This window comes from Marinomonas profundi (assembly GCF_020694005.1).
Lineage (GTDB): Bacteria > Pseudomonadota > Gammaproteobacteria > Pseudomonadales > Marinomonadaceae > Marinomonas > Marinomonas profundi.
In genome coordinates this window covers 2,889,697-2,910,796 of record NZ_CP073013.1, presented here as the reverse complement: position 1 = coordinate 2,910,796, position 21,100 = coordinate 2,889,697, and the positions used below count along the sequence as shown (strand labels likewise).

Sequence of the window (21,100 nt, the reverse complement as noted above, 5' to 3'; positions counted from 1 at the left end):
GAATAGCCCTATGGCTGCACGTTCACAGTAATAAATGTATTCCAATCACAATAATCGCTGTGAGAAACTGTCGCTGCCTCTCTTGTGTTTCCAAGTCTAGTTATCTGATCTGGTATACTTCTACGAAAATCGAAGTTATGAATTGCACGTTCTACTTTTAATCGCCAATAGCCTACTCCCTGATCAAAAATAATTTGCGCAGTAGCCCCAGATCCAAATTCTAAATCTAAACTACGACGATGAGGTATGTCTGACTTTTTGGCAAATTGGATAGACGTATTAGGTCCGCAGATTCGTTTTATCCATGCTTGAAAGATCACCTCATAGTCATCTTCGTATATCCAGTCATGATGAATCGCATAACCAGGGTTATTACCTTTCTCATCAAAGCAAGTAGTCACTGAAACATGGTTATCTTGATTAGAAAACGAGCCTAGAAGCTCACCTAACATCAAAAGACTCGACGGGCTTTGTAGATATCGGTCAGTATAGTTAAGCGCGATTAATTTATCGTTCTCTAATAAGCTAATAAGTCTGGCATCTTTTTTACCCAGTAATTCTATAAGTCTGTTGCCAAACCTTTTTAGTGGGCCGTTTAGCTCGTTCTTTATTGGAATATCCACCGCACCCTGAACAGTCAGAGGTTCCGAAAAAGACAGTATCTTACCGGTTATTTCAGATATAGCATCCGTCGTGACTGAAATATCTGAAGAAGACAACCAGTTATCCCCTAAAGTTCTTGATAGATCGTCTAGACACCCTATCGTCTCACAAGAATGCTCGTAACATACTTGTATCACTGCTGGGATGACCACATTAGCCTCAATAAGTGACACATTCTCCATAGCTGAAAGCTTAGCTAAAAAATCTCTTACCTCATTCTCCCATTTCATATTAGGAACAACTACTTCGATGCTCATTCCTTGCTGAAGTAAGCCATAGAAATGCGTTAAATACCCTAACGAGGTATCCCAATCATCAACATTGCTAGAAAGAATAAATTTAACCAGCGTTGGCTTGTCACGTTGTAGCTCGACAAATTTTTCTTTGATCGACATTGGGTTATATTTAGTGCATTCAGAACCAAATATATTGCGGTATTTTTCTGGCAAATCAATATAATTAGCGAAGTCAGCTCCTCCGAGCCAAGACAATGCTAACTTACGATCTAGCCGGTCGATGTCATGGCGAGAGTCAGACTCCAACAAACAAGAGTGACAGTAACGGTCACAATTATCCTTACAATTAAGGATTACCATCATTTTTCGAAGAAGACTATCTATTAAAGCGGCAGCAGAGATCGCGAATCCTGCTCCACCACTCACCGTATCAAATAACTGAATGACTTGCGCTTTACTGCCTTGTCCTACAACTGAAGGTCTGGTGCCATAACCAACTTCGTTAGATGAAATACCAAGGTTATCGACTAATGCCTCTCTAAGAGCGACAGCGATTGTCACTGCAATATTTTTATCATTTAGATATTCTGCTGTTACTGGGTTGCGAAGCACTAACTCAAAGACATCAGTAGTGGTGTTAAAACCAAGATGGATACTTTCCATTATTTTACCAGTTGCACCACACTCCGGCTTACCGTTTTCATCACGTTGGAATTTATTTGGCATCGGTGGCCTATGCGGTTTATCAAGTGACATCGCCTTGGGCTTCTCTTCAGTGGCCGTCATGGATTCGGCACGCCCACAACCAAGACAAAGAGCATAACCCTTACCATGTAAACCTGAACTGTGATAGAAAACATGTCCTGATGTATCAACAACCATGTGACCTAGTTCAGGATTAGGCAAGGATATTTTATCGCCCTTACCCATAACCCATGGGTTCTGAACGGGGATGAAAGCCGTTTGCGATACGTTATTGCTTGGGGGCTGATAGAAATCTGCTACAAATCCTATCGGTTGAATCACCCTACGTTGATCTTTTAATTTGATGGGTTTGGTACAAGCAGGATTACTGCACATTATATTGTTTTGTTGACTAAGGTCCGGCTCATATCCAGTCTGTCCACAATTTGAGCAGTGCCACGCAACATCAAACTTTTGTGTTTCTTTAAGCCCCTCTACATGAGCTTTCTGCCAACCTAATGATATACCAGCGGTTTTGTGCACACGACCATCAAGAACGATTTCTGTCCCTGGTGCATATTCACGAATAGCTACTGCGAGATTTCGGCTTGGTAAACCTCTATTGATCGAAACATTGTCTTCACGGTCATCTTGCCTTGTGTTTTTATTTTCCTTCTCACGGATATAATCTTCAAGATTCCCCACATTCAAATTAACTACATCTGTAGGGAAGCCATAACCAGGAAGAAAACCGCGACAAGCAAGATCACGAAGCAAATACTCATTACACAGGCGATTTAAATCACCATTAAGTTTATAAGCATAGGCACTTTCTTTATCCGCTGAACCAAACTCAGCTTGAATGTATTGATATTCTTTCAACCACCTCTCGTTTAGAAGTTCGATCGTTTGTACTGTTGTTCTGACTAAGCCTTCTACACTTGAATTTTCCAACTTAGTCTGTGATGTAAGCGTTTTAATTTCTTTTTCTAGCTGAAGCGAATTCCCCTCAAGCCAGTTTACAAAGCGTGCACAAGGAGCACGTTCTGAAGCTCCAGTTGTATAGAACCACTCTAAATTTAAGAAAAACTTTTCTTTTACTGTTTCGCCAATGATATTTCGTAAAAATATCCCTAGTAAAAACGCATTAATATGACGTTGAACTATTTTTGCAGAACTAAAGGCTACATGTGGGGCTGGAATAACTGTTTCAAAAGGCCATTTTGGCTTGTTAAACACATACTGATCATGTGGGTTATTTTTACATATCGTAAAACCAATAGCCCGTGCCTCTTTAGAGCGCCCTGCACGGCCAGCCCGTTGAAGATAATTAGCAGGGTGTGGCGGAACGTTATTCATCACAACAGCTGAAATACCACCAATATCTACCCCCATCTCCATTGTAGTTGAGCAGTTTAAGACGTTTTTTTGTCCTTGCTTGAATCGTTCTTCATACCTCTCAAGCTTCTCTGCTGATTGTTGAGCAGAATGCTCTGCAGACGTATAATAAAATCCACCTTCAACAACGCGATCATTGATATCCGTCCATAAATTCTGCTGCCGTAGCTGACTGATAGCCTCGTTAGCAGTTACATTTTCTCGAATAACTGAGATATAACGACTGTTATCAGTAGATGTATCAAGCTCCCAGATACTGGGCAAATCGACCTGCTTACATAGGTATTTCTCAGGGTCTTTATTCCAAGGTATGTATGGAGTAATACCTTTAAAAACAGTATCTATTAACTTATTTGTGATTGGACAAACGTAGGCTTTCGTCAATAAGGCGAAGCTGACTGTTTCTAGTTTTAGCTGATACTGCTTGCCAGATAGCTCACTAAGCGATTTTGAATGACCACTAACCAAGCAATCCCAGGCCGCTTTTAGCCAAGTATTAATTGTGTCTTCTGATCTTGCTTCCGTAGGGTCTAACTTGCTAGCTTTAGCCAACAAAGAAATAAGTCGAGATTGCTGTTTGGCTTTTGGCCTCACTTGTGGCCAAGGTTTTACTCTATTTCCTTGATCATCTTTTGACTCTGGACTGATTAATGACTTAGAGAAGAAACGCATTCCAATCCACTTAGACCAGTCATCATTTATTTGAACAAATGAATTCTCTCGAACATGAAAGTTCATGCAGACGATTAGAAAATCTTTCCAATCTTTAAGTGTATGGCTACTCTCTATCCATTTTTCTGGTACAGAAGTAATTGCCTCAATACCAGGATATACAATACGAACTAATCCCTGAGTTTCCACATTGTTTCGGTATTTAGGGCGACGGACGATCTCCCGCGTTAAAATCATTTCAGACAGTTTGGTTGCGTCATTTTTATCAAATGCATCCGGATCTAAGTACCGATTTTCCCAAGTCATTGAATGGGAAATATTTTGATCCATTTTAAGCTCGCGAATCAAATCATTCCATGTAACAGACATAGGTGACTGTTTCTTTGCTTCACTCAATAAAGAGAGATACGCTTTGAGGTCTTTCGCTTCATTAGGGCTTTCCATTTCAATAAATTTCAAAAGACTCTTTATCTTTTCAGGTGACATGGAAATGAAGTCTTTGACACGCTCTAGAAGCTCGGGATCAGCATCTACTTTTTCTTCGATATGTTGTTTTAATTCGCGAACCATAATGCCACGTAACAAAGAGCGTTCCGCTTCTTGCTGCATACTCACTGACATTTTGGCAGTGCCTTGTCGACTATCAGTGAAAGTAATCAGTCGACGGCCACGAGCAGGAAGTTCGGCAGGTGTTCGCTTTACTTCTGCATCATCCTCTGGCTCAAAGTCTGGACAATACTCTAATATGGTTGGAACAGCGTTTGTGGAGTAAAACGGGGCACCCAACATACAACGCCTTAGTGCTTGGCCGTGAATCCCTCGTCCTGTATGTCCACAATCTGAGCACACTGTTTTTTCTAACTCGTCTCTAAACGCCAAAGAAAAATCACCTTCATCAAAAGATTCTGTTCCATCTTTTGAAAATGATCTCAGATAATAATGGCTTTCCTCTGAGCAACTGGCCCCAATAACAACAAGACCAGAAGGTTTTGACGTTTGACTTTGTTCGTCCGCACTATCTTCTGAACTATCTAGGTTATCACCCTCTTCTTCATCATCCGAATCACCTTCCGTTAAAGTAAACTCATCATGAGAGCGGTCAATCCAAGGCATTAACTTGCTGTTATGCGTGTCAATAGTGCCCAACAAATGTGGTTCACTACATTCATTACAGAATGCAATCTCTAAGACAGGTGAACCACATTCACAGTATGGACGCTGCTTTGTGTAAACATAACCATAAGGCCAATCTTGCTGTAATTTTGACTGCTGCTTATGAGTACAATTTGGATTCACACAAGACCAAAGCCCACTTAAAGTACGTTGAAAGTAATGAGATCGAACTTTAAGAAAAGCTTCGGATTTGGGGGATTGCCTTGTGTTTGTACAGAGATCAAGCCAGCGATAAATCTCGCTTTCTTTTAGCTTGAAAGTTGATAGATCAGATACCAAGTCATCAATTGACTTTGGCCCCGCACCTTCAGTTGTTAGAGCACTGCGAAGAGCGACCGCAATTCGTGACTCTTCTAGTGCTCTGAAACGTTCGGAAGATACATCTTCTTTTTGTTCTTCTTTTGGCTTTAATGGTTTTTGACCTTCCGGTTCAATAGATTCAATTTCATCTATAATACGACTAACAGCATCGACTTCGGTTAACTTTGGAACCACTCGTTTGCCGCCAATCACCGCAACCTGATCAACCGAAATATTTGCAAGATTAGCTAAGTAACGCTTTAAACTCTCTTCTGCGTCTTTTCCTGCGATGGTGGCGGATGTTGCTACAAAACGTATATCTTCTGCTTTAACATCAAAAGCTTGCATCACACGACGCAACTGTAACGCGAGCTCGGCAGCTTGTGAGCCGATATAGGTGTGCGCTTCATCAAGCACAATCCAGCGTAACTTACCTTTGGATTGCTCAATGATGGGCGCATCCGCCTGGCGGATCAGCATATATTCAAGCATAGTGCCGTTTGTCACTAATATTGGCGCTGGGTCTTCTCGCATCCCTTTACGACTCATCACATCTTGCGGATTTGCCGTTTGCTTTTGTCGATCTTTACTTTTAAGTTTTTCCGGCGTTTTACCGTTGTAAAGACAAAACCTAATATCGCCTTCAAAATGCTTAGTCCAGGCATTCAAACGCTCTCGTTGCGAGTTTATCAACGCATTGAGCGGATAAAGGAAAATTGCTCTGACACCTGTGAGGGCTTGCCCCGATTGCACTGATTCGCGATACAAATCTTCAAGTACTGGCACCATAAAACATTCCGTCTTACCTGAACCAGTACCACTGGTAATGATCCGTGACTTTGGCTGATCATCAAGCAAGTCTTTCCATGCCTGATATTGGTGTTTGAATGGTGACCAGTCTTTTTTAAAGGCATAGCGTCCGTTATTATCGTGGTCTAACGCATCAATGACTCTTGATGATAGCGTATTTGTAAGATCACAGATTTTCGCGGTATGTGGTTCCCAACCAAACATTTGTTCAAACACAGGCCCATGGATAAAAGGCTCATCGTTTTCAAATAAATCATTTAAATGGTTACGCAGATTAGGTTTATTAATACCTAGGACACTCAATGTCGCTTCTTTTGCACGTGAATTAGCTTGTTTTTTAAGTGTTGAAAAATACCCTTCCATGATTTACTCCGTAGCAAAAATAGATAAACAACATTGGAAAACAGAATTAAACCAGTCATGATCAAAATCCATGATCTGTCTTAGTAATAAATTATTTACGTCAGGAACACCCAATACCTCACGCCAAGTAGTCAGGTTTGAAACAACCGCCGCTGCCACAATTGGAAATAGCATCACAGAAGTCTGAAACTGATGCGGGATGTCAAAACACATTAACTCCGAGTTATTCTGTAAAACCCACTGGTTAAGTGCATAAGAATAATGTGTTGGCCAATTATCATTTTCAGCGTTAGAGCGAAGTAACTCTTCTCGCCAACTGTTGGCAATTGCTGGGTACATGGCACCGTAAGCCACACTTAGCGTAAACATCCCAGATAGCCCTAAAAAGTTGACTAGCTCATCTTTTTTTCGCGAAGCAAAAATATTGATTAACTCTTCAGGGTAGGCCTCTTCTGCCATTGATACTCGATAGCGTGATATTGCACTATGCCACATTTGCAGGAGAATCAATTCCCATACAATATTAAACTCTGTTTGAAATCGCTGCATGAGCTCTTCTGTTTTGTGCTTACTGACAAATAGATAGCACACAAGACACTCAGGATGATGTGATAAAGACTTCCACACCTCAAAAGTTTGCATGGGTAAATAAGCATAATTTTCAAATAATGCATCAAGATACAACCAGCCTGAATGCGAAAAATTAACGACCATATCCTCAAAAATTGGTAAAAAAGCATTCGGATTTGTTACTGGATGAAACTCTGAAACCGCTTTATTGAGCGTCTTAGCTTTGCCAACATTCAAGCTAGAATGGTTGGCGGCTATGAATACAGACCTAAAAGGTATTTTTGATGACTTCGCCGGTACGGCAAGTTTTGGCGAACTAACTAACAAAGGTAGCTCGAATTTACCTATTGGAGCCTCACCAGAAGTCCTTTGATGAAGTTTTATTGGTTTTTCTTCTGGGTTTTCTAAATTAATAAGCTCAACATGCAAATCGCCAAAATCAATAACTTCCCGCTCATCAAACGACAGCATGAAACCCTCTTTTCGAGGGCTGGTCGTATAGCGCCCTATTTGAAACTGTATAGAGTCACAGCTTGGACTACTCACAACCATTCGAACGGTTTCATCCAATCCATCAGAAGTCGCCAGCAACTCTTTGATTTTATCTCTGAATTCATACAGGTTGATTTCACTGAAACACTCGCGCACGGTGTAACTATAGTTAACGGACACTCTATCCATTGAGCGCGTGGGTGCTCTAAGCTCAATATCGAATTTAGTGATGCCTTTATTAGGCTCTGAAAATAGTAAAGCGCGAGCACCTAGTAAATCTTCTACCGTTATACGACGACCTAACAGCTTCCCACCACCATCAAATAACAGTGCACCACGGGCAGGGAAAGGTACTTTTAATGCAATTGGTTCGGCTAATAAATTCGCTCTAATTTCAAGCTCCAAGTGAGGAGGAGGTGTCTCATCAACGGACAAATCAAAACGTTTACCCGTTTCAGTCTTGAGCACTTTGCTTGTGATATCAGAGGTAACTCTGGAGTTCAGCTTTTTCTCACAATTAAGCAACAATGATCCTCTTCGCGGAGAGTTTCCTGGCTGGATTTTAATTTCTAAGCAGTCAGGTAAAATCGCAATTTTTCTTCTGTAGAGCGTCTTATCACCCACTTTTACACGTAAAACCTGTCGACCATACATGCTGGCAATACGATCCCATTTACCTTGTTCATGATCACCTATATAAAGCTTTGCATCTGGGTATAAACACTTCAGCTTAGGGAGCCCTTTATAAACTGGATACCCTTGGACTGTCTCAAACTCTAGCTCAGGGCCTTCAATCTCAAGAAGCTCTTGAGAAAAAGCATCTATCTTAGTAGAAATATTATACTGATCTGACTCCCCTTCAATATTCGAGTTAAGCGTCAGGTCACCAGAAAATCGTATATATTGGAATGCTCCGTCGAACTCTGTGTGATCTAAAATCACAGCAGAATTATTTGAGTTAGACATTTCAAAATAGCTAGGCGCAACCACACAAAGGTTTGGGGTTTTCTTACTAAAACTACCCTGCCCTACTATCTGTTTTACCTCGTCAACTTGCTCAAGCACAACAGGCATATCAGATAATAAAATGGCGGAACTAGGAATCAGCTCTTGATAACGAATAGTACCATCTTGCATAACGACTAGACTTAAAGGCGCTTCCCAGCGCTTCCTCGATAGCTGAAGACTTGTTGCTCGCAAATGCAGTGTTGTGTGGTTCTCAGAACATTCTAAGCGGACACGGCCCATGCTTTTAAGTTGCTGCTTACCTTCGTAAATCAATAGTTCTGCATTTGGGTGTGAAAACGCCTTTCGGCCAGTCGATATCTGAACCTGCTTATCGCACACAACTTTCGCTGAAAAACCCAGTTCATCTGAGTTCGAAAGCCATTGAGTAAGCGTTAGCCGCCTCTGCTGTTTTTTGGTTTCTCTACGTTGCGACGCAGCAGATTTTAATAGGCCAGCTAAAAACTCATTGCCCGTTGAGTCATCTAGTGGAATCGGGAAGCTATTACGCCATAACGGTAACGAATGATCCAAGTGCATTACTGGATCAGATTGGGTGTCAAGCTCATAGTGATCGATAAAACCATATAGACGCTCTACCATCTCATTAAGCAACAATACAGTAGTGTCCTGTTTGAATGCATCGGGCATTCGCTCTAATTGCTTTTGGATAAGAGGAATGGGTGACACGCCAAACGATTTTGCTTTATCGAACTCACCCAAAAGCTTTTTGAATAGCTGCTGAAAACGGCTCCCTTCACTGGCAAGCAAACCAAAAGGGAGACCACCTTCACTGAAAATAGAGCCTAAATAATCATTACGCTCACTTTCATAACGATTAATTCGTCGCCCCCAATATACAAAGCCTTTTTCAATCAAGCTTGGTCGTTGATTTGCCTCTACTTTATAATCCAAAGCTTCCCAAATACCATCCCATGACCAACCCGCCTGATATTCACGTCGATACCACTCCGAGCAGAATAAACAAAAAACAGCACACCACTGTTGATTTTTTATTCGTTCACCACTGGCTGATTGCCGCTTAAGAACTGTCTTGAGTTCTTGGTACTCATTATCTGTGAGCTGATACGTAAACAATGGCTTAAAAGTCGGTTTTTCCAAACCACGTTTATGCAGCATAGTTTTTAACCAGTAAGCGCTTAAATGAGGGATGTGTGCAGTGACATCCATATCGATTTATCCTTATATTGAATCATTAATTAATTCTATTTTTACTCTATTTTCTTCAATTCGAGCTTTCGCTTTGTTTATTCCACCCGCGTATTTATTGATGTCGCCAACATTTTTACCCCATTCTTTTAGGTCTTGTACTCGTCGCTCGTCCATCATGATTAACGTATTGAGCGCGGTTACTTTTGCTGTTGACGCTTGCTCATCTATGGCCTTTTTCAAAAGACCTAGTGCTTCAACTTGACCGTTTAATGACTTCAAAGTTACTTGCTCAAATTGATCATTCTGCTTTTGCTGTAAAACGAAGGAATAAATTGCTAAACCCAACGCGGCACCAGAAAACAGACTCGCTCCAACACCAAATGTAGTCGCGAAGTAAGACGCCTCCTCAAGACTTGGATAAAATTCTATAACAGCAAAACCAAGAAATAGAATGATGGCTGCAAAAACAAGCACAAATGAACACATTTTCTTCATACATATCTCCTAATATTATTTAATATGTATATAGCGAAGATCGTGCCAAATATTTTATTCTTTAAATTCATACACTTAAAAAATAACACAACTCAATTAGCATAATTTATTTTATTTTTTATAAAACTTATTATGACCTGCTCTTTTTCTTGCCCTTCGTTTCATTACCTTTTTCGCTCAATTTTGAAGAGCTTAGATACGGTACTTTCGCAGAAGGAACCAACTGTGAAGCGGCGTCTAAATGAATGTCTTGATCATCAAAAAAGATATGCGGATTAAAGGCTTTCAACACCTTACCTTTACCAACGCCACCGAGAAAAAATGCTTCGTCAACGTAAACGCCCCACGCGCGAAGGGTTTTAATAACGCGCATTTCTGAAGGGCTATTTCTGGCAGTCACAATGGCGATTCTAACGGGAGATGATTCAACTCGAATAGGTAAACGGTCTTGCAATTTTGATAGTTTTTTCAGAAGACTAGCGTAAGGCCCTTCTTCCATTGGAATATCTTGCTTTGCATCCTCCTGTGCATGAAAAGCTTCCATTCCCTGAGTTTTATAAACTAACTCACTCTCGTCTGAAAAAAGTACAGCATCTCCATCAAAGGCAATACGAACCTGCCCTCCTGGAATTTTTGGCGCGTCTTTAGGTGGTTCCCTTAAAATAGCGGCAGCACATTGGCGTGAGTCGATAACTTTTTGAGCATCTTCTACATTGGTGGTTAGGAATAAATCTACATCAAACGCATCCAAGTAATCTGGTACAGATTCCCCAGCAGTAAAGGCTGATCGAGTAATGTTTAACTTGTCATGTCTAATGGTCTGCAGCACTCGCAAGCCAGTATCAGGACTATTACGGGACATAACAACCACTTCAACCAAAGGCGATGTATCTCCTTTTTGCTTATGCTCATTTAACGCTAATAGCGCTTTTACTAAATGGTAACCAGTACCTGGTGCTAGAGTTTCATCTTCACGCTCCAACATGTACTTTTGATAGACTTCTACCGCTGTAGTGGGATCTGCATTGCGAGCCTCAGTAAATATTCGATCTGACTCGCTCATATCAAAAAGCGCCGTAGCAGAAATACCCACTACCAATGTATTACTTAAATCAAATGCCACTAGATTCTCCTTAACCCAATAAATTCATTGAGCCTTTTGTTTAAAAAGGCTTCCGTTTCAAACCTAACTGGTTCCACCGCTTTAGCGAAAACTCTCAAAAATCAAGACTCCATATAACGCAAAAACTTCTGGTTCTGCGCTGCGATACAGCTCGATATCTCCGGCTCACTCTCGTAGTCTCTTGTAAACGAGCGATGAAATTCGCTTCCCCGCTCCATAAACACTGCGCTTGGCCCATCAGCAAATTGGTCAGCGGTGATGTCGATGATCCAGCCATTCCACTCCAGCCATGCGTGGGTCTGGTATTGTTCGCTTACTGTCCGCTCACCTGCTGCATAACAAACTTTTTCATAGCCTTGGCTGATAAGAAAACAACCAAGGGTATGACTCGCCGTAGAAATTTTTTGGGAAACGCTCAAAAAGATAGTTTCCTGTTGCTTTGCTAGATCTTCGAAGTAATTGCGGGCACACTGCAAATACAGTCTAATATGATCAACTTTTGGCAAAGCTACAGCTCATCTGAAAAGGTTTTCTGGCTTATAGAGTTGAATTTTTCGTCAACTATTTGAAGAGCCAATTCATTTTTAGAGACAAGTAATTCAAAACTCTTATAAAGAACAGAAAATTTGTTTTGAAGTGCAACAGGCGGTATAGGTATTCTTAGCTCCTTTAGTTTTTCAGCTGTCAAATGTGAAAAGGTCACCTCGGATACCGAATCAGACAGACCACCACGATTAGACATCCAGTAAAAGTATTCCTGAACATACTCTGGCGTTAACACTTTAAGATCAGGGCGAATCCTGTGCAAAGCTTTTTGATAATAACAGTCGGATACATTATCCCTCCAGATACTGCAACGTCCTACATCACCACCCTCGCATACTAAAATGTCACCATTTTTCAGCTTAAATTTTTTCATTTCCCTCGAATCAAAATCCATTTTTAGTAAATTATGTAGATCAAATCGACGCCATCTGACATTTGCATTCCGCAGATATTTTTTAGGCGAATTACCTACTTTTGCTTTCTGGGAGAGCATTTTACCCAATTGACTTTCAACTACATTTCCTAGTAGAGTAACTTCCCACCCCTTCGGATTAGTAACCGGATCACCAAACATGTCCAAAAACACAGAACGCAGGAAGTCGTCGGCGAGTTTTATGGCTTGCTGGCGTTTGCGGCGGATGGCATCGGCTTTGTCGAGGATGGCGGCGATGCGTTTTTGTTCTTCTAATAGTGGAAGTGGGATTTCTAAAGCTTCAAAGTTACTCTTATTTATAATCGCAACTGTTGTAGATGGTGCTAAGGACACCATCAAAGATTTAAGCCGATTTAAAGCGTAATAGCCGTATTTAGGAAATACTTTGCTTTCATCAAAAATAACGGAGTTAATTTGCTGATTAGTGCCGACTTCACATCCTGCTATCGCGGTTTTACCTAACGAGCCAATACAACAGACTAGCACTGAATTTTTGGGGACTAACTTAATCGCTTTTGCCCCTTTTTTGGTTATCGTTTGTGAAGATGAGTAAACGTATGGCTCTTTACCAAGCTCTACTGGAGTAACGAATGGGATGTCACCACCAAAATTATCAGCTTCTTTCTTAGAAGGGGTTTTGCCTGTAACAACGGTAGAAACACTCTTTATAGAAACCATCGGCCATTTCTGCGCTTTCTTTTTCATTTCCGCTTGCATGATGTCGCTCATTGTTTGCTCTCCCCTTTGTCAAATTCTCGCGCGAGTTCGCGTTCGATTTGTTCGATGCTGGGGAGTTTGTCTTGTAGTTCAGTTGGTAGGGCTTGGGTCAGTTGGTATTCTGAGATGCCCATGGGGGTGTCGATGCCTTTTAGGGCGTATTCAGCAATGAGTTTATCTTTGCCACGGCACAGTAGCAGGCCGATTGTGGGGAGATCTTGTTCGGTTTTGATCTCTCCATCAACGGCGTTGATGTAGAAATTTAGCTTGCCGGCGTACTCGGGTTTAAAGTCGCCGGTTTTAAGTTCGATGACCACGTAGCAATGCAGGCGCACATGGTAAAACAGTAGGTCTATATAGAAGTCTTTGTCACCCACGACCACGGGGACTTGTTTGCCCACGTAGGCAAAGCCTGCGCCGAGTTCTAGCAAGAAATCGGTGATGTGTTTAACAAGGGAATTTTCTAGTTCCCGTTCGTTGTAGTCTTCGGTTAGGGCTAAGAAGTCGAACACATAGGGGTCTTTTAAGCTTTGTTGTGCTAAGTCTGATTGCACGAGTGGTAAGGTTTGATCAAAGTTACTGACGGCGTTGCCTTTGCGTTGCCAAAGTTGGCTTTCCATTTTGTGTGTCAGTACCGCACGACTCCAGCCGTGTTGTAGAGTTTGAACCACATAGAATAGTGCTTCTTCGGTGGAACGGCATTTACTGATCAGCAGCAAATTGTGACCCCAAGGGATTTGTACTAATTGGGCAACAGCCTGTTGCCCAATTAGTACATCTTGATTCCAAAAGCTCACCCACTGACGGATGTACTTCAGGTTACGCAGTGAAAACCCTTTTACATCTGGAAATTCAAGGGATAAGTCTCGGCTGAGCTTATCAAGAAAACCATCGCCCCATTGACTACGCTGTTGTTTTTCAACAATCTCGCTTCCCAAGTGCCAGTAAAACTCAATAAGCTGAGTATTGACGGCGACGGCGGCTTTTAGCTGGCGCTGGCGAAAATTTTGTTTAAGTGAACCAAGCCATTGTTGGTATTCGCTATGACTAAGCTCAGCCATTACAGCATCCCCTCCAATTCTTTTAGGTCTGCCATGATGTCGTTTTCTAGGGCCATGAGTTTGCCGAGGATGACTTTTGGGTCTTCATAGACTTCTTCTTCGTATACGACTTCTTTATAGCGGTTGATGGAGAGGTCGTATTTGTTGCTGGCGATGTCGGCAACGTCGACGACGAAGGCCGCTCCTGCGCTCGCGGCATTCGTGCTTCCCTGCACATCAGCTTTTTGGGTTTTGTTGCCAAACTGCTCTAGGATTTTCTCTACTGGTGCGTTGTCGAGTACCAACTGACGGTAGGCTTTCCACTGGGCGATGGCGTCGGGAAGATCATTTTCTTTTTTGGGTGCCCTTTTATCATCCAATGAATAGCCATCGGCTTGTAAATCGTAGAACCAAACCCGCTCGGTGGTGCCGCCTTTGGTGAAGAGTAAGATGGCTGTGCTGACGCCAGCGTAGGGTTTGAATACGCCACTGGGTAGGCTGATGATGCCTTCCAGTTGGTTGTTCTCAATTAACTCTTTGCGTAGCTGCTGGTGAGCATTAGATGAACCAAATAACACGCCATCGGGCACGATGACGGCGGCACGGCCACCCAATTTGAGCGAGCGTAAAATGTGCGCGACGAACAGCAGCTCGGTCTTTTTGGTTTTGACCATGCTTAGCAGTTCGGGGTTGGTGTTGGTTTCGTCTAGGCTGCCTTTAAAAGGCGGGTTCGCTAGAATCACGTCAAAGAAGTTTTCTTCCTGCTGGGGGAAGTTCTCTCGGATGGATTTGTTCAAGGTGTCTTGGTACAGCACGTTAGAGCCGTTTACCCCGTGTAGCATCATGTTCATGCTGGACACACGCAACATGGTGGTGTCGAAGTCGAAGCCCCAGAACATGTCGTCACTGATGTGTTCGCGGTAGTTTTCCAGTAGGTCACCAGGGTAGTGTTGGTTGCCCTCTTCGTCCTGCCAGATGGCGTCTGGGCTAGTGTGTTTACGATTAAGGTATTCCATGGTGCGCGCTAAGAATCCGGCGGTACCACATGACGGATCACAAATGGTGTCCCATGGTTGCGGATCGATAATTTCAATCATAGCGTCAATGATGTGACGCGGGGTACGGAACTGGCCGTTGATGCCGGCGGTGGTCAGCTTACTTAGTAAATATTCGTAGATGTCGCCTTTTACATCGCTTTGGTTCAGCGGTAGGGAATCGACCATTTCCAATGCGGCCACCAGCACAGATTCGTTTTTGATTTCAAGATCGGCATCTTCCATGTAGTCACTGATGTGGCCCATGGCTTTTACCGGGGTATTCTCTTCAGCTTGGTCTATGTCGGCCACTTCGCCTAATTTGGAGAAATACGGATACACTTCGTTTTTCAGGTGTTTGTGCAGTTCTTTGCCCGATAAGTTTTTGAAGTTTTTCCAACGTAGTAATTGACCTTCTTTGGTATCCGGAAAAAGACGGACGAAGGCTTTGCCGGTACGGTTGGCTTTGCGTTCTTCCGCTTCTTCTTGCATATCGAGCATACGAGCAAACATCAGGTAGCTGATTTGTTCAATCACGGTCAAAGGGTTGGTGATGCCCCCTGTCCAGAATTTTTCCCATAGCTTGTCGATGTCGTTACGGATTGGTCCAGTTAACATAAGGTCTCTCTTGTATATCGTGTTTTAAGCGGAAGTCGATTGATACGCCGCGCGCTGCTCTTGGATACGCAGTATGTGTTCGCGCTCGCGTTCAAGTTCTTGTTGCAATTCTTCTTCAGTGGGTAAGGCAGTAACGTACTTGGAAGCAAAAAGCTGTTTGCTTTCGTTGAGTACAGAATATTTAGCAACCGTGTTGTTGCGCTCGCTGCAGAGGATCAAACCAATGGTTGGGTTGTCATCACTGGCACGTTTTTGCTCTTCGTACATGCGCACGTACATATTCATTAAAATGCGATGATGCGTCCAACTCAATTCACGACGCACTGCGTCGCGTTTTGGAAATGCGAGATAAAATTGACGCATAAAACGCAAATTTGTCACATCAAAGCCTTTGCCAAACTCATCCGTTAGTCGTTTGGAAAGCTGTTGCAACTGCTGTTTACCGTATTCTGCCCGCGCTTGTCCCTGTTGCTCATGCTCTACTATTAAATGGCCAATTTCCCAATAGGTCGACACCATTTGATGGTTAATGGTTTTTTTAACCTGCAGGCGTGCCTGCTGTAATAGGTTGGCAATTTGCCCATACAGCACATCGGGAAGTGTATTATTTGCTCCCATATTGAACATCCTGTTTGATAAAGGGTTTGAGCACGGATACAAGGTCGTCTACGTCTGTGTCTTTAAATACGCCATCGACGCCATTGGGGCTGACGCTGGTAAAAGGCGCTTCGTAAAGTTTGGCAATGTCGATAAAGCCGTAGTTGGCGATGTAGGTTTTCAAGAGATCCATAAAGCGCACTTGTTGCGCGGTTAAATTGGGGTGACGATGCACAAAATCGGTGAAGTGTTCGCTCACCTTTTCTGCATCCAGGCCAACGAGTTCTTGCAAGGTCATGTGCAGCTGATCAGCGGTGCGACCATAAAAAGCATTCAGGGCATCCAAACTCACGGTTGGGTGCGTGGTCAAAATAGTCGAGGTAAGGTTTTTAAGGTCGTCTTCGGACACTGGCTCGTGGGCTCTGATTTTTTGTAATATCGGATTTGTCGCAACTAGGTTGTCTAGCAGCTCTTTGGCTCGTCGACGGTAAACGCTGACTTCGTCTCTGTTATAAAGTTTATGCTCGCGCACCTCTGTTACAACTTTGCCATCTTGAGTGCGAGTTTTGAGTGGATCTCTGCCCGCTGTTGATTCGCTTTGGCGGAATTTCATGATACCGCGCAGTTGGCTACGAGCCTTTTCGAGTTTTTCGATACTTGGCGCTTGCCAAAATTCGGCGCTGTTCACTTCGTCGATGATGGCTTGTTTTTGACGCACCGCTTGAATGTTAACCGCCAAGGTAGACATATGCTCGATTAGGGTGTCGCGTCCATCTTCAAAGCAGCTGGCGTGTTCGATCAGGCAGGTTTGAACCGTAGCGATCAAACGATCTAGCTGTGTGGCGTGTTTGTCTTTGAGAGGACGAACCGCCATCAGCGGTGCCATGGTGTCTAATAATAGATGCTGCGTTGTTGCGTCGAGCTGCTGCAAGCTATTGGTTTGCAGAAGCGTATCCACTTGGCGCAATACTTTGCGCACGGCCACACTATCTCTTGGTAAATCAGCCAGATCCGCTTTGATTAACTCAATCGCGCTATCAAAGCCTTCACTGTGGTTGTGTTTGAGGGCTTGAATCGCAAGGTTGACTCGGGCCTCGAAGCAGGTTTGCAGTAGTGGTTTGCCGCCCACATCGCTTGGCTCTTGGTATGCTTGTTCAAAGAAATCAAAGTTGCCATAGTGATCAAAAATCAAAAACTCGGTTTTGTCTTTGCCGGGACCAAATAGGTTTTCACATAAGCGCGTGCCGCGACCAATCATCTGCCAGAACTTAACTGACGACTTTATTGTTTTAGCAAAAACGAGGTTCACCACTTCTGGCACGTCGATACCTGTGTCCAACATGTCGACCGAAATAGCAATACGGAAGTCATTAGCGCCTTTTTTAAATTCTTTAATTAGGCTCTCAACATGGGGCACCTTGTTATGGATGACTTTGCAGACTTTGTTGCCATATTGTGGGTAGAGCTTGCAGAAGAGTTTTTCCAAATGCTCGGCGTGTTTTTGGTTGTTGGCAAAGACAATGGTTTTTCCGACTAGAGAGTGGGTTTCATCCTTGATGCCATAGTTCATCAGGTTTTCAAGGATTTCTTGGTCGGTTTTCTCGCTGAAAATTTTACGACCAATGTCTTTACCTTGATACTTGGCATTTTGCGCTTCGTCAAAACCAAGGTCATCTTCTAGCTGGCGCTTTTGCTCGTCGGTTAAGTCGTTGTAATGAATACCATCACGGAGAAACTCTGTGGTGACGTCTTTGACTTTAAAGTCTACCAAATAGGGTGGCTCATGCTCGATGGCTTCTTTTAGGCCAAATTGATAAGTCGGATCCGTGGTTTCGCAACCGAACATATCAAAGGTATTACGACTAATGAATTTCACTGGTGTGGCGGTCAACCCCACCTGTAATGCATCGAAATAATCAAAAATATCGCGGTAACGATTATAAATACTGCGGTGGCTTTCATCGGCAATAATCAGATCAAAGAAGCCCACATCTAACTGAGCAAAGCGGTTCATCATGCCGGGATAGGTGGAAACATAAATACGCGCGTTTTCGTCGATTTTATTGGTTTCACCGATTTCACACCGTGGTTCACTGGGTAAGTTAGTCTTAAACGCCTCACTGGCTTGGGTTCGTAGCTCTTTGCGGTCACAGAGAAACAGCACGCGTTTTGCCCAGCCCGCGTTTAGCATGAGATCCGCCAGCGCAATGGAAACACGGGTTTTGCCTGTGCCGGTCGCTTGGATAATTAAGGCTTTGCGGCGCTGCTCTTGAAAAGTATGAGCCACCGATTTAATGGCATTAATTTGATACAGGCGATCGGCAATGTTTAAGTTTGGGTTGTTTTGTTCAAGCTGGTTATCACGGTATTGGCGTTGATAAATAAGGTAATCAAGGCTCTCTTTGCTGTAAAAGCCATAGACGATTCGCGGCGTGTTGTATTGGACATCGTCCCAAATAAAGGTCTCATAGCCGTTGGTATAGAAGATCACCGGACGCTGGCCGTATTGCTGCTCAAGCGAGTTCGCATAGAGTCGAGCTTGTTCACGACCCGCTTGATCCGAGGCGTTACTTGCGCGCTTAGCTTCTACCACAGCAAGAGGTTTACCATCACTTCCCCACAACACATAATCCACATACCCTTTGCCAGATGGATTATTGGCAAAAGCAACTTCCACTTCGATGCCGACTTGCTCTGGATCAGACACATTCCAACCGGCTTGCACCAACATGGCATCAATTAAGAGTTTGCGCGTTTTTGCTTCGCTCCATTGCAAGCTATCGGCAATGGCTTCACTTTCTTGTTTACGTTTCAGCTGATCCGGAAACGCTGGCGCATCCAAATACTGGAGGTTTTTGGTGCGCTCTTTTTCAATTTTTTCAAGCAGCTCGTCGTTTAGCTTCTTTTGTTTTTCTAATTCTTCTTTGGCCTTGACTAACGAACCCGCCACTTTTAGAGCAAGCACGTTTGTGTCCGAAATCGCCTTCATGGCAGGGATTTGTGACGCTTTTTTGTCATAATATTTAACGGCAAGATACATAGATAACTGATGGGCGATATCTAAATTAATGAGCGCAGAACGCTTGTCCCCTTCACCACCGTGTGCGGTTGCATTGCCTTGCTTACGCAACATATGGATGTAGTTCACCAAGGAAGGGTCTGTGCAATTTTTAAACACGCTGTCGCTGGCCAATTCGTGAAAACTTGCCATAGGCATACGCGGCAAGTTTTCCTCTTTGTATAGGGTTTTGGTGAGTTCTTCAGCAAAACTGCGTAAGCGTGTCAAAGTACTACCAGGGTCAATATGCAACACCGCTTCGGCCAACCCAGCAAGATTGGCTAAGGCTTCGTTTTCAGGACGTAAAAACTCAAAATTTTGTGATTTCATAAATAATAGTGTTGTCATACTCGTGTTATAGCGAAAGGCATGCCAATGCTTACTTCACGTTGTATTTATCCATCCAGTTAGTGAGTGTTTGGTAGTTTTTAAGGCCTAATAACTCAGCCGCTTTAGACTTACTGCCATTGGAATGCGCTAATGCTTTAGGAATATAATGCTTTACTATTTCAGAAATAATATCTTGAATATCAATCCCTTGTGAAATATCCCTATCTAATAAACGGGTAGTATTCTGAGGTCTTTCAAACAAGGCTTGCTCGATGTCTTCTGCTGATATTTCCTCTTCACTGCTCCATAAAGAAGCCCGTAATAAGGTGGAGCGTAGTTCGCGAATGTTGCCCGGCCAAGCGTGCGCGAGGATAATATTTTTTGCATTGGTAGAAATTTTCTTATTCTTCAATGCTACGTCTTGCTTTGCCATCTCTTGCAATAATGCCTGCGCCAGCAAAATAACATCACCCTGTCGTTCTCTTAATGGTGGCAGTGTTAACACACCTACGGCAACGCGATAAAAAAGATCTTCACGAAACTGCCCTTCTTGAATCGCCTGCATCAGGTTTCGATGGGTTGCGGTGATGATTCGAACATCGACCGTTTCTTCTTTAGTGGCTCCCACAGGCATGATCACGCCTTCTTGCAACACCCGTAGCAGTCGAACTTGAACACTGGGTTCTAACTCCCCAAATTCATCTAAGAAAAGAGTGCCGCCACTGGCTTGTTGGAAATACCCTTGTCGATCGGCTATCGCTCCGGTAAAAGCGCCTTTTTTGTGACCGAACAATATAGAATCCACCAGCTCGGTAGGAAATGCACCACAATTCACCGGCACAAAAGGTTTGCCTGAGCGCGCGCTCGCATTATGAATGGCTCTGGCGAAAAGCTCTTTTCCTGTACCGGTTTCCCCCTGAATCAAGACGGGTACATCCCGATCGGCCAGAATGTGCGCTTGGTGTTTGAGTCGCTGCAAGTGAGGATTTTGAGTGACGATATTTTCAAAGGCGGCGTTAGAAACCTCACTTTCAAAGGATAACGTCGCAAACTGTTGAGAGTTTAACTGTGTGGCTAATGGCCTGTATTCTGCAGAAATATCAAAAGGAATATCGACACGCTGAACACCCTGTTCTTTACTGGATTGGTAAAACGTCACAGGGTATCTTGCCTTGCCAAGCAGAATCCAAATCGCTTGCATGGCTGGCGTTCCAGGGCTTAATAAAATGGAAATAGCCGATTGGCTATCGGTTAAAGACTGTAAAATGCCATTGGCGGATAAATAAATGGATTCGAAATGAACCGGCGAAACAAGCTTTGCTTGTTGGTGTTCAATCAGGCAGTTAGTCTGGCGCTGAAGCCATTCAAAATAAGGTGTGCTTCTAGATGCGGGATAAGAACAAAGCAGAACCACTCGGTCAAAAGAAAGCTGTGACAAGGTCGACGAAATCGGCCCACTTGCTGGAATATTGGCACTCGCTGAGGTTAAATCCGCTTCACCTATCCATGATACCAATACCTTTTCCACCACAACTCTGTCCCTATTTAAATCATTGTCTGCAAAGCGTAA

General features: G+C 43.2%; 11 protein-coding genes. All 11 read right to left on the bottom strand.

Going from position 1 to position 21,100, the window contains the following annotated elements:
* Positions 1-8: 8 nt before the first annotated feature.
* The 11 genes from J8N69_RS13545 to J8N69_RS13495 all read right to left on the bottom strand — a co-directional run bounded on the left by J8N69_RS13545 (position 9) and on the right by J8N69_RS13495 (position 21,058).
* Positions 9-6,299 carry a DEAD/DEAH box helicase gene (locus tag J8N69_RS13545; protein WP_168823198.1) on the bottom strand — a complete coding sequence of 2,097 codons (6,291 nt, stop codon included), beginning with the start codon at positions 6,297-6,299 and terminating at the stop codon, positions 9-11.
* 3 nt (positions 6,300-6,302) lie between these two features.
* Positions 6,303-9,557, bottom strand: a complete 3,255-nt coding sequence (locus tag J8N69_RS13540) for an STY4851/ECs_5259 family protein (protein WP_168823195.1) — start codon at positions 9,555-9,557, stop codon at positions 6,303-6,305.
* Between the two features lie 12 nt (positions 9,558-9,569).
* A complete protein-coding gene (locus J8N69_RS13535; RefSeq protein WP_168823194.1) occupies positions 9,570-10,034 on the bottom strand; it encodes a hypothetical protein in 465 nt (154 codons plus the stop codon).
* Between the two features lie 130 nt (positions 10,035-10,164).
* Positions 10,165-11,157 carry a 5'-nucleotidase gene (locus J8N69_RS13530; RefSeq protein WP_168823191.1) on the bottom strand — a complete coding sequence of 331 codons (993 nt, stop codon included), beginning with the start codon at positions 11,155-11,157 and terminating at the stop codon, positions 10,165-10,167.
* A 101-nt stretch (positions 11,158-11,258) separates the two neighbouring features.
* Positions 11,259-11,663, bottom strand: a complete 405-nt coding sequence (locus tag J8N69_RS13525; RefSeq protein ID WP_168823189.1) for a hypothetical protein — start codon at positions 11,661-11,663, stop codon at positions 11,259-11,261.
* Between the two features lie 2 nt (positions 11,664-11,665).
* Positions 11,666-12,865: a restriction endonuclease subunit S gene (locus tag J8N69_RS13520; protein WP_168823187.1), complete on the bottom strand. Its 1,200-nt coding sequence runs from the start codon at positions 12,863-12,865 to the stop codon at positions 11,666-11,668.
* The gene (locus J8N69_RS13515; protein ID WP_168823185.1) at positions 12,862-13,914 is read right to left on the bottom strand and encodes a PDDEXK nuclease domain-containing protein; all 1,053 of its coding nucleotides are present in this window, start codon (positions 13,912-13,914) and stop codon (positions 12,862-12,864) included. Before J8N69_RS13515 ends, J8N69_RS13520 begins: the two co-directional genes overlap by 4 nt.
* Positions 13,914-15,545 (bottom strand): type I restriction-modification system subunit M, encoded by a 1,632-nt coding sequence (locus J8N69_RS13510; RefSeq protein WP_168823183.1) that lies wholly within the window; start codon positions 15,543-15,545, stop codon positions 13,914-13,916. The genes J8N69_RS13515 and J8N69_RS13510 overlap by 1 nt, the downstream gene beginning before the upstream one ends.
* A 24-nt stretch (positions 15,546-15,569) precedes the next feature.
* Positions 15,570-16,163, bottom strand: a complete 594-nt coding sequence (locus J8N69_RS13505; protein WP_168823181.1) for a PDDEXK nuclease domain-containing protein — start codon at positions 16,161-16,163, stop codon at positions 15,570-15,572.
* On the bottom strand, positions 16,150-19,530 hold the full coding sequence (locus tag J8N69_RS13500; RefSeq protein ID WP_168823179.1) for a DEAD/DEAH box helicase family protein: 3,381 nt from the start codon (positions 19,528-19,530) through the stop codon (positions 16,150-16,152). Before J8N69_RS13500 ends, J8N69_RS13505 begins: the two co-directional genes overlap by 14 nt.
* Positions 19,531-19,579: 49 nt before the next feature.
* The gene (locus J8N69_RS13495; protein ID WP_227803898.1) at positions 19,580-21,058 is read right to left on the bottom strand and encodes a sigma-54 interaction domain-containing protein; all 1,479 of its coding nucleotides are present in this window, start codon (positions 21,056-21,058) and stop codon (positions 19,580-19,582) included.
* Positions 21,059-21,100 lie beyond the last annotated feature (42 nt).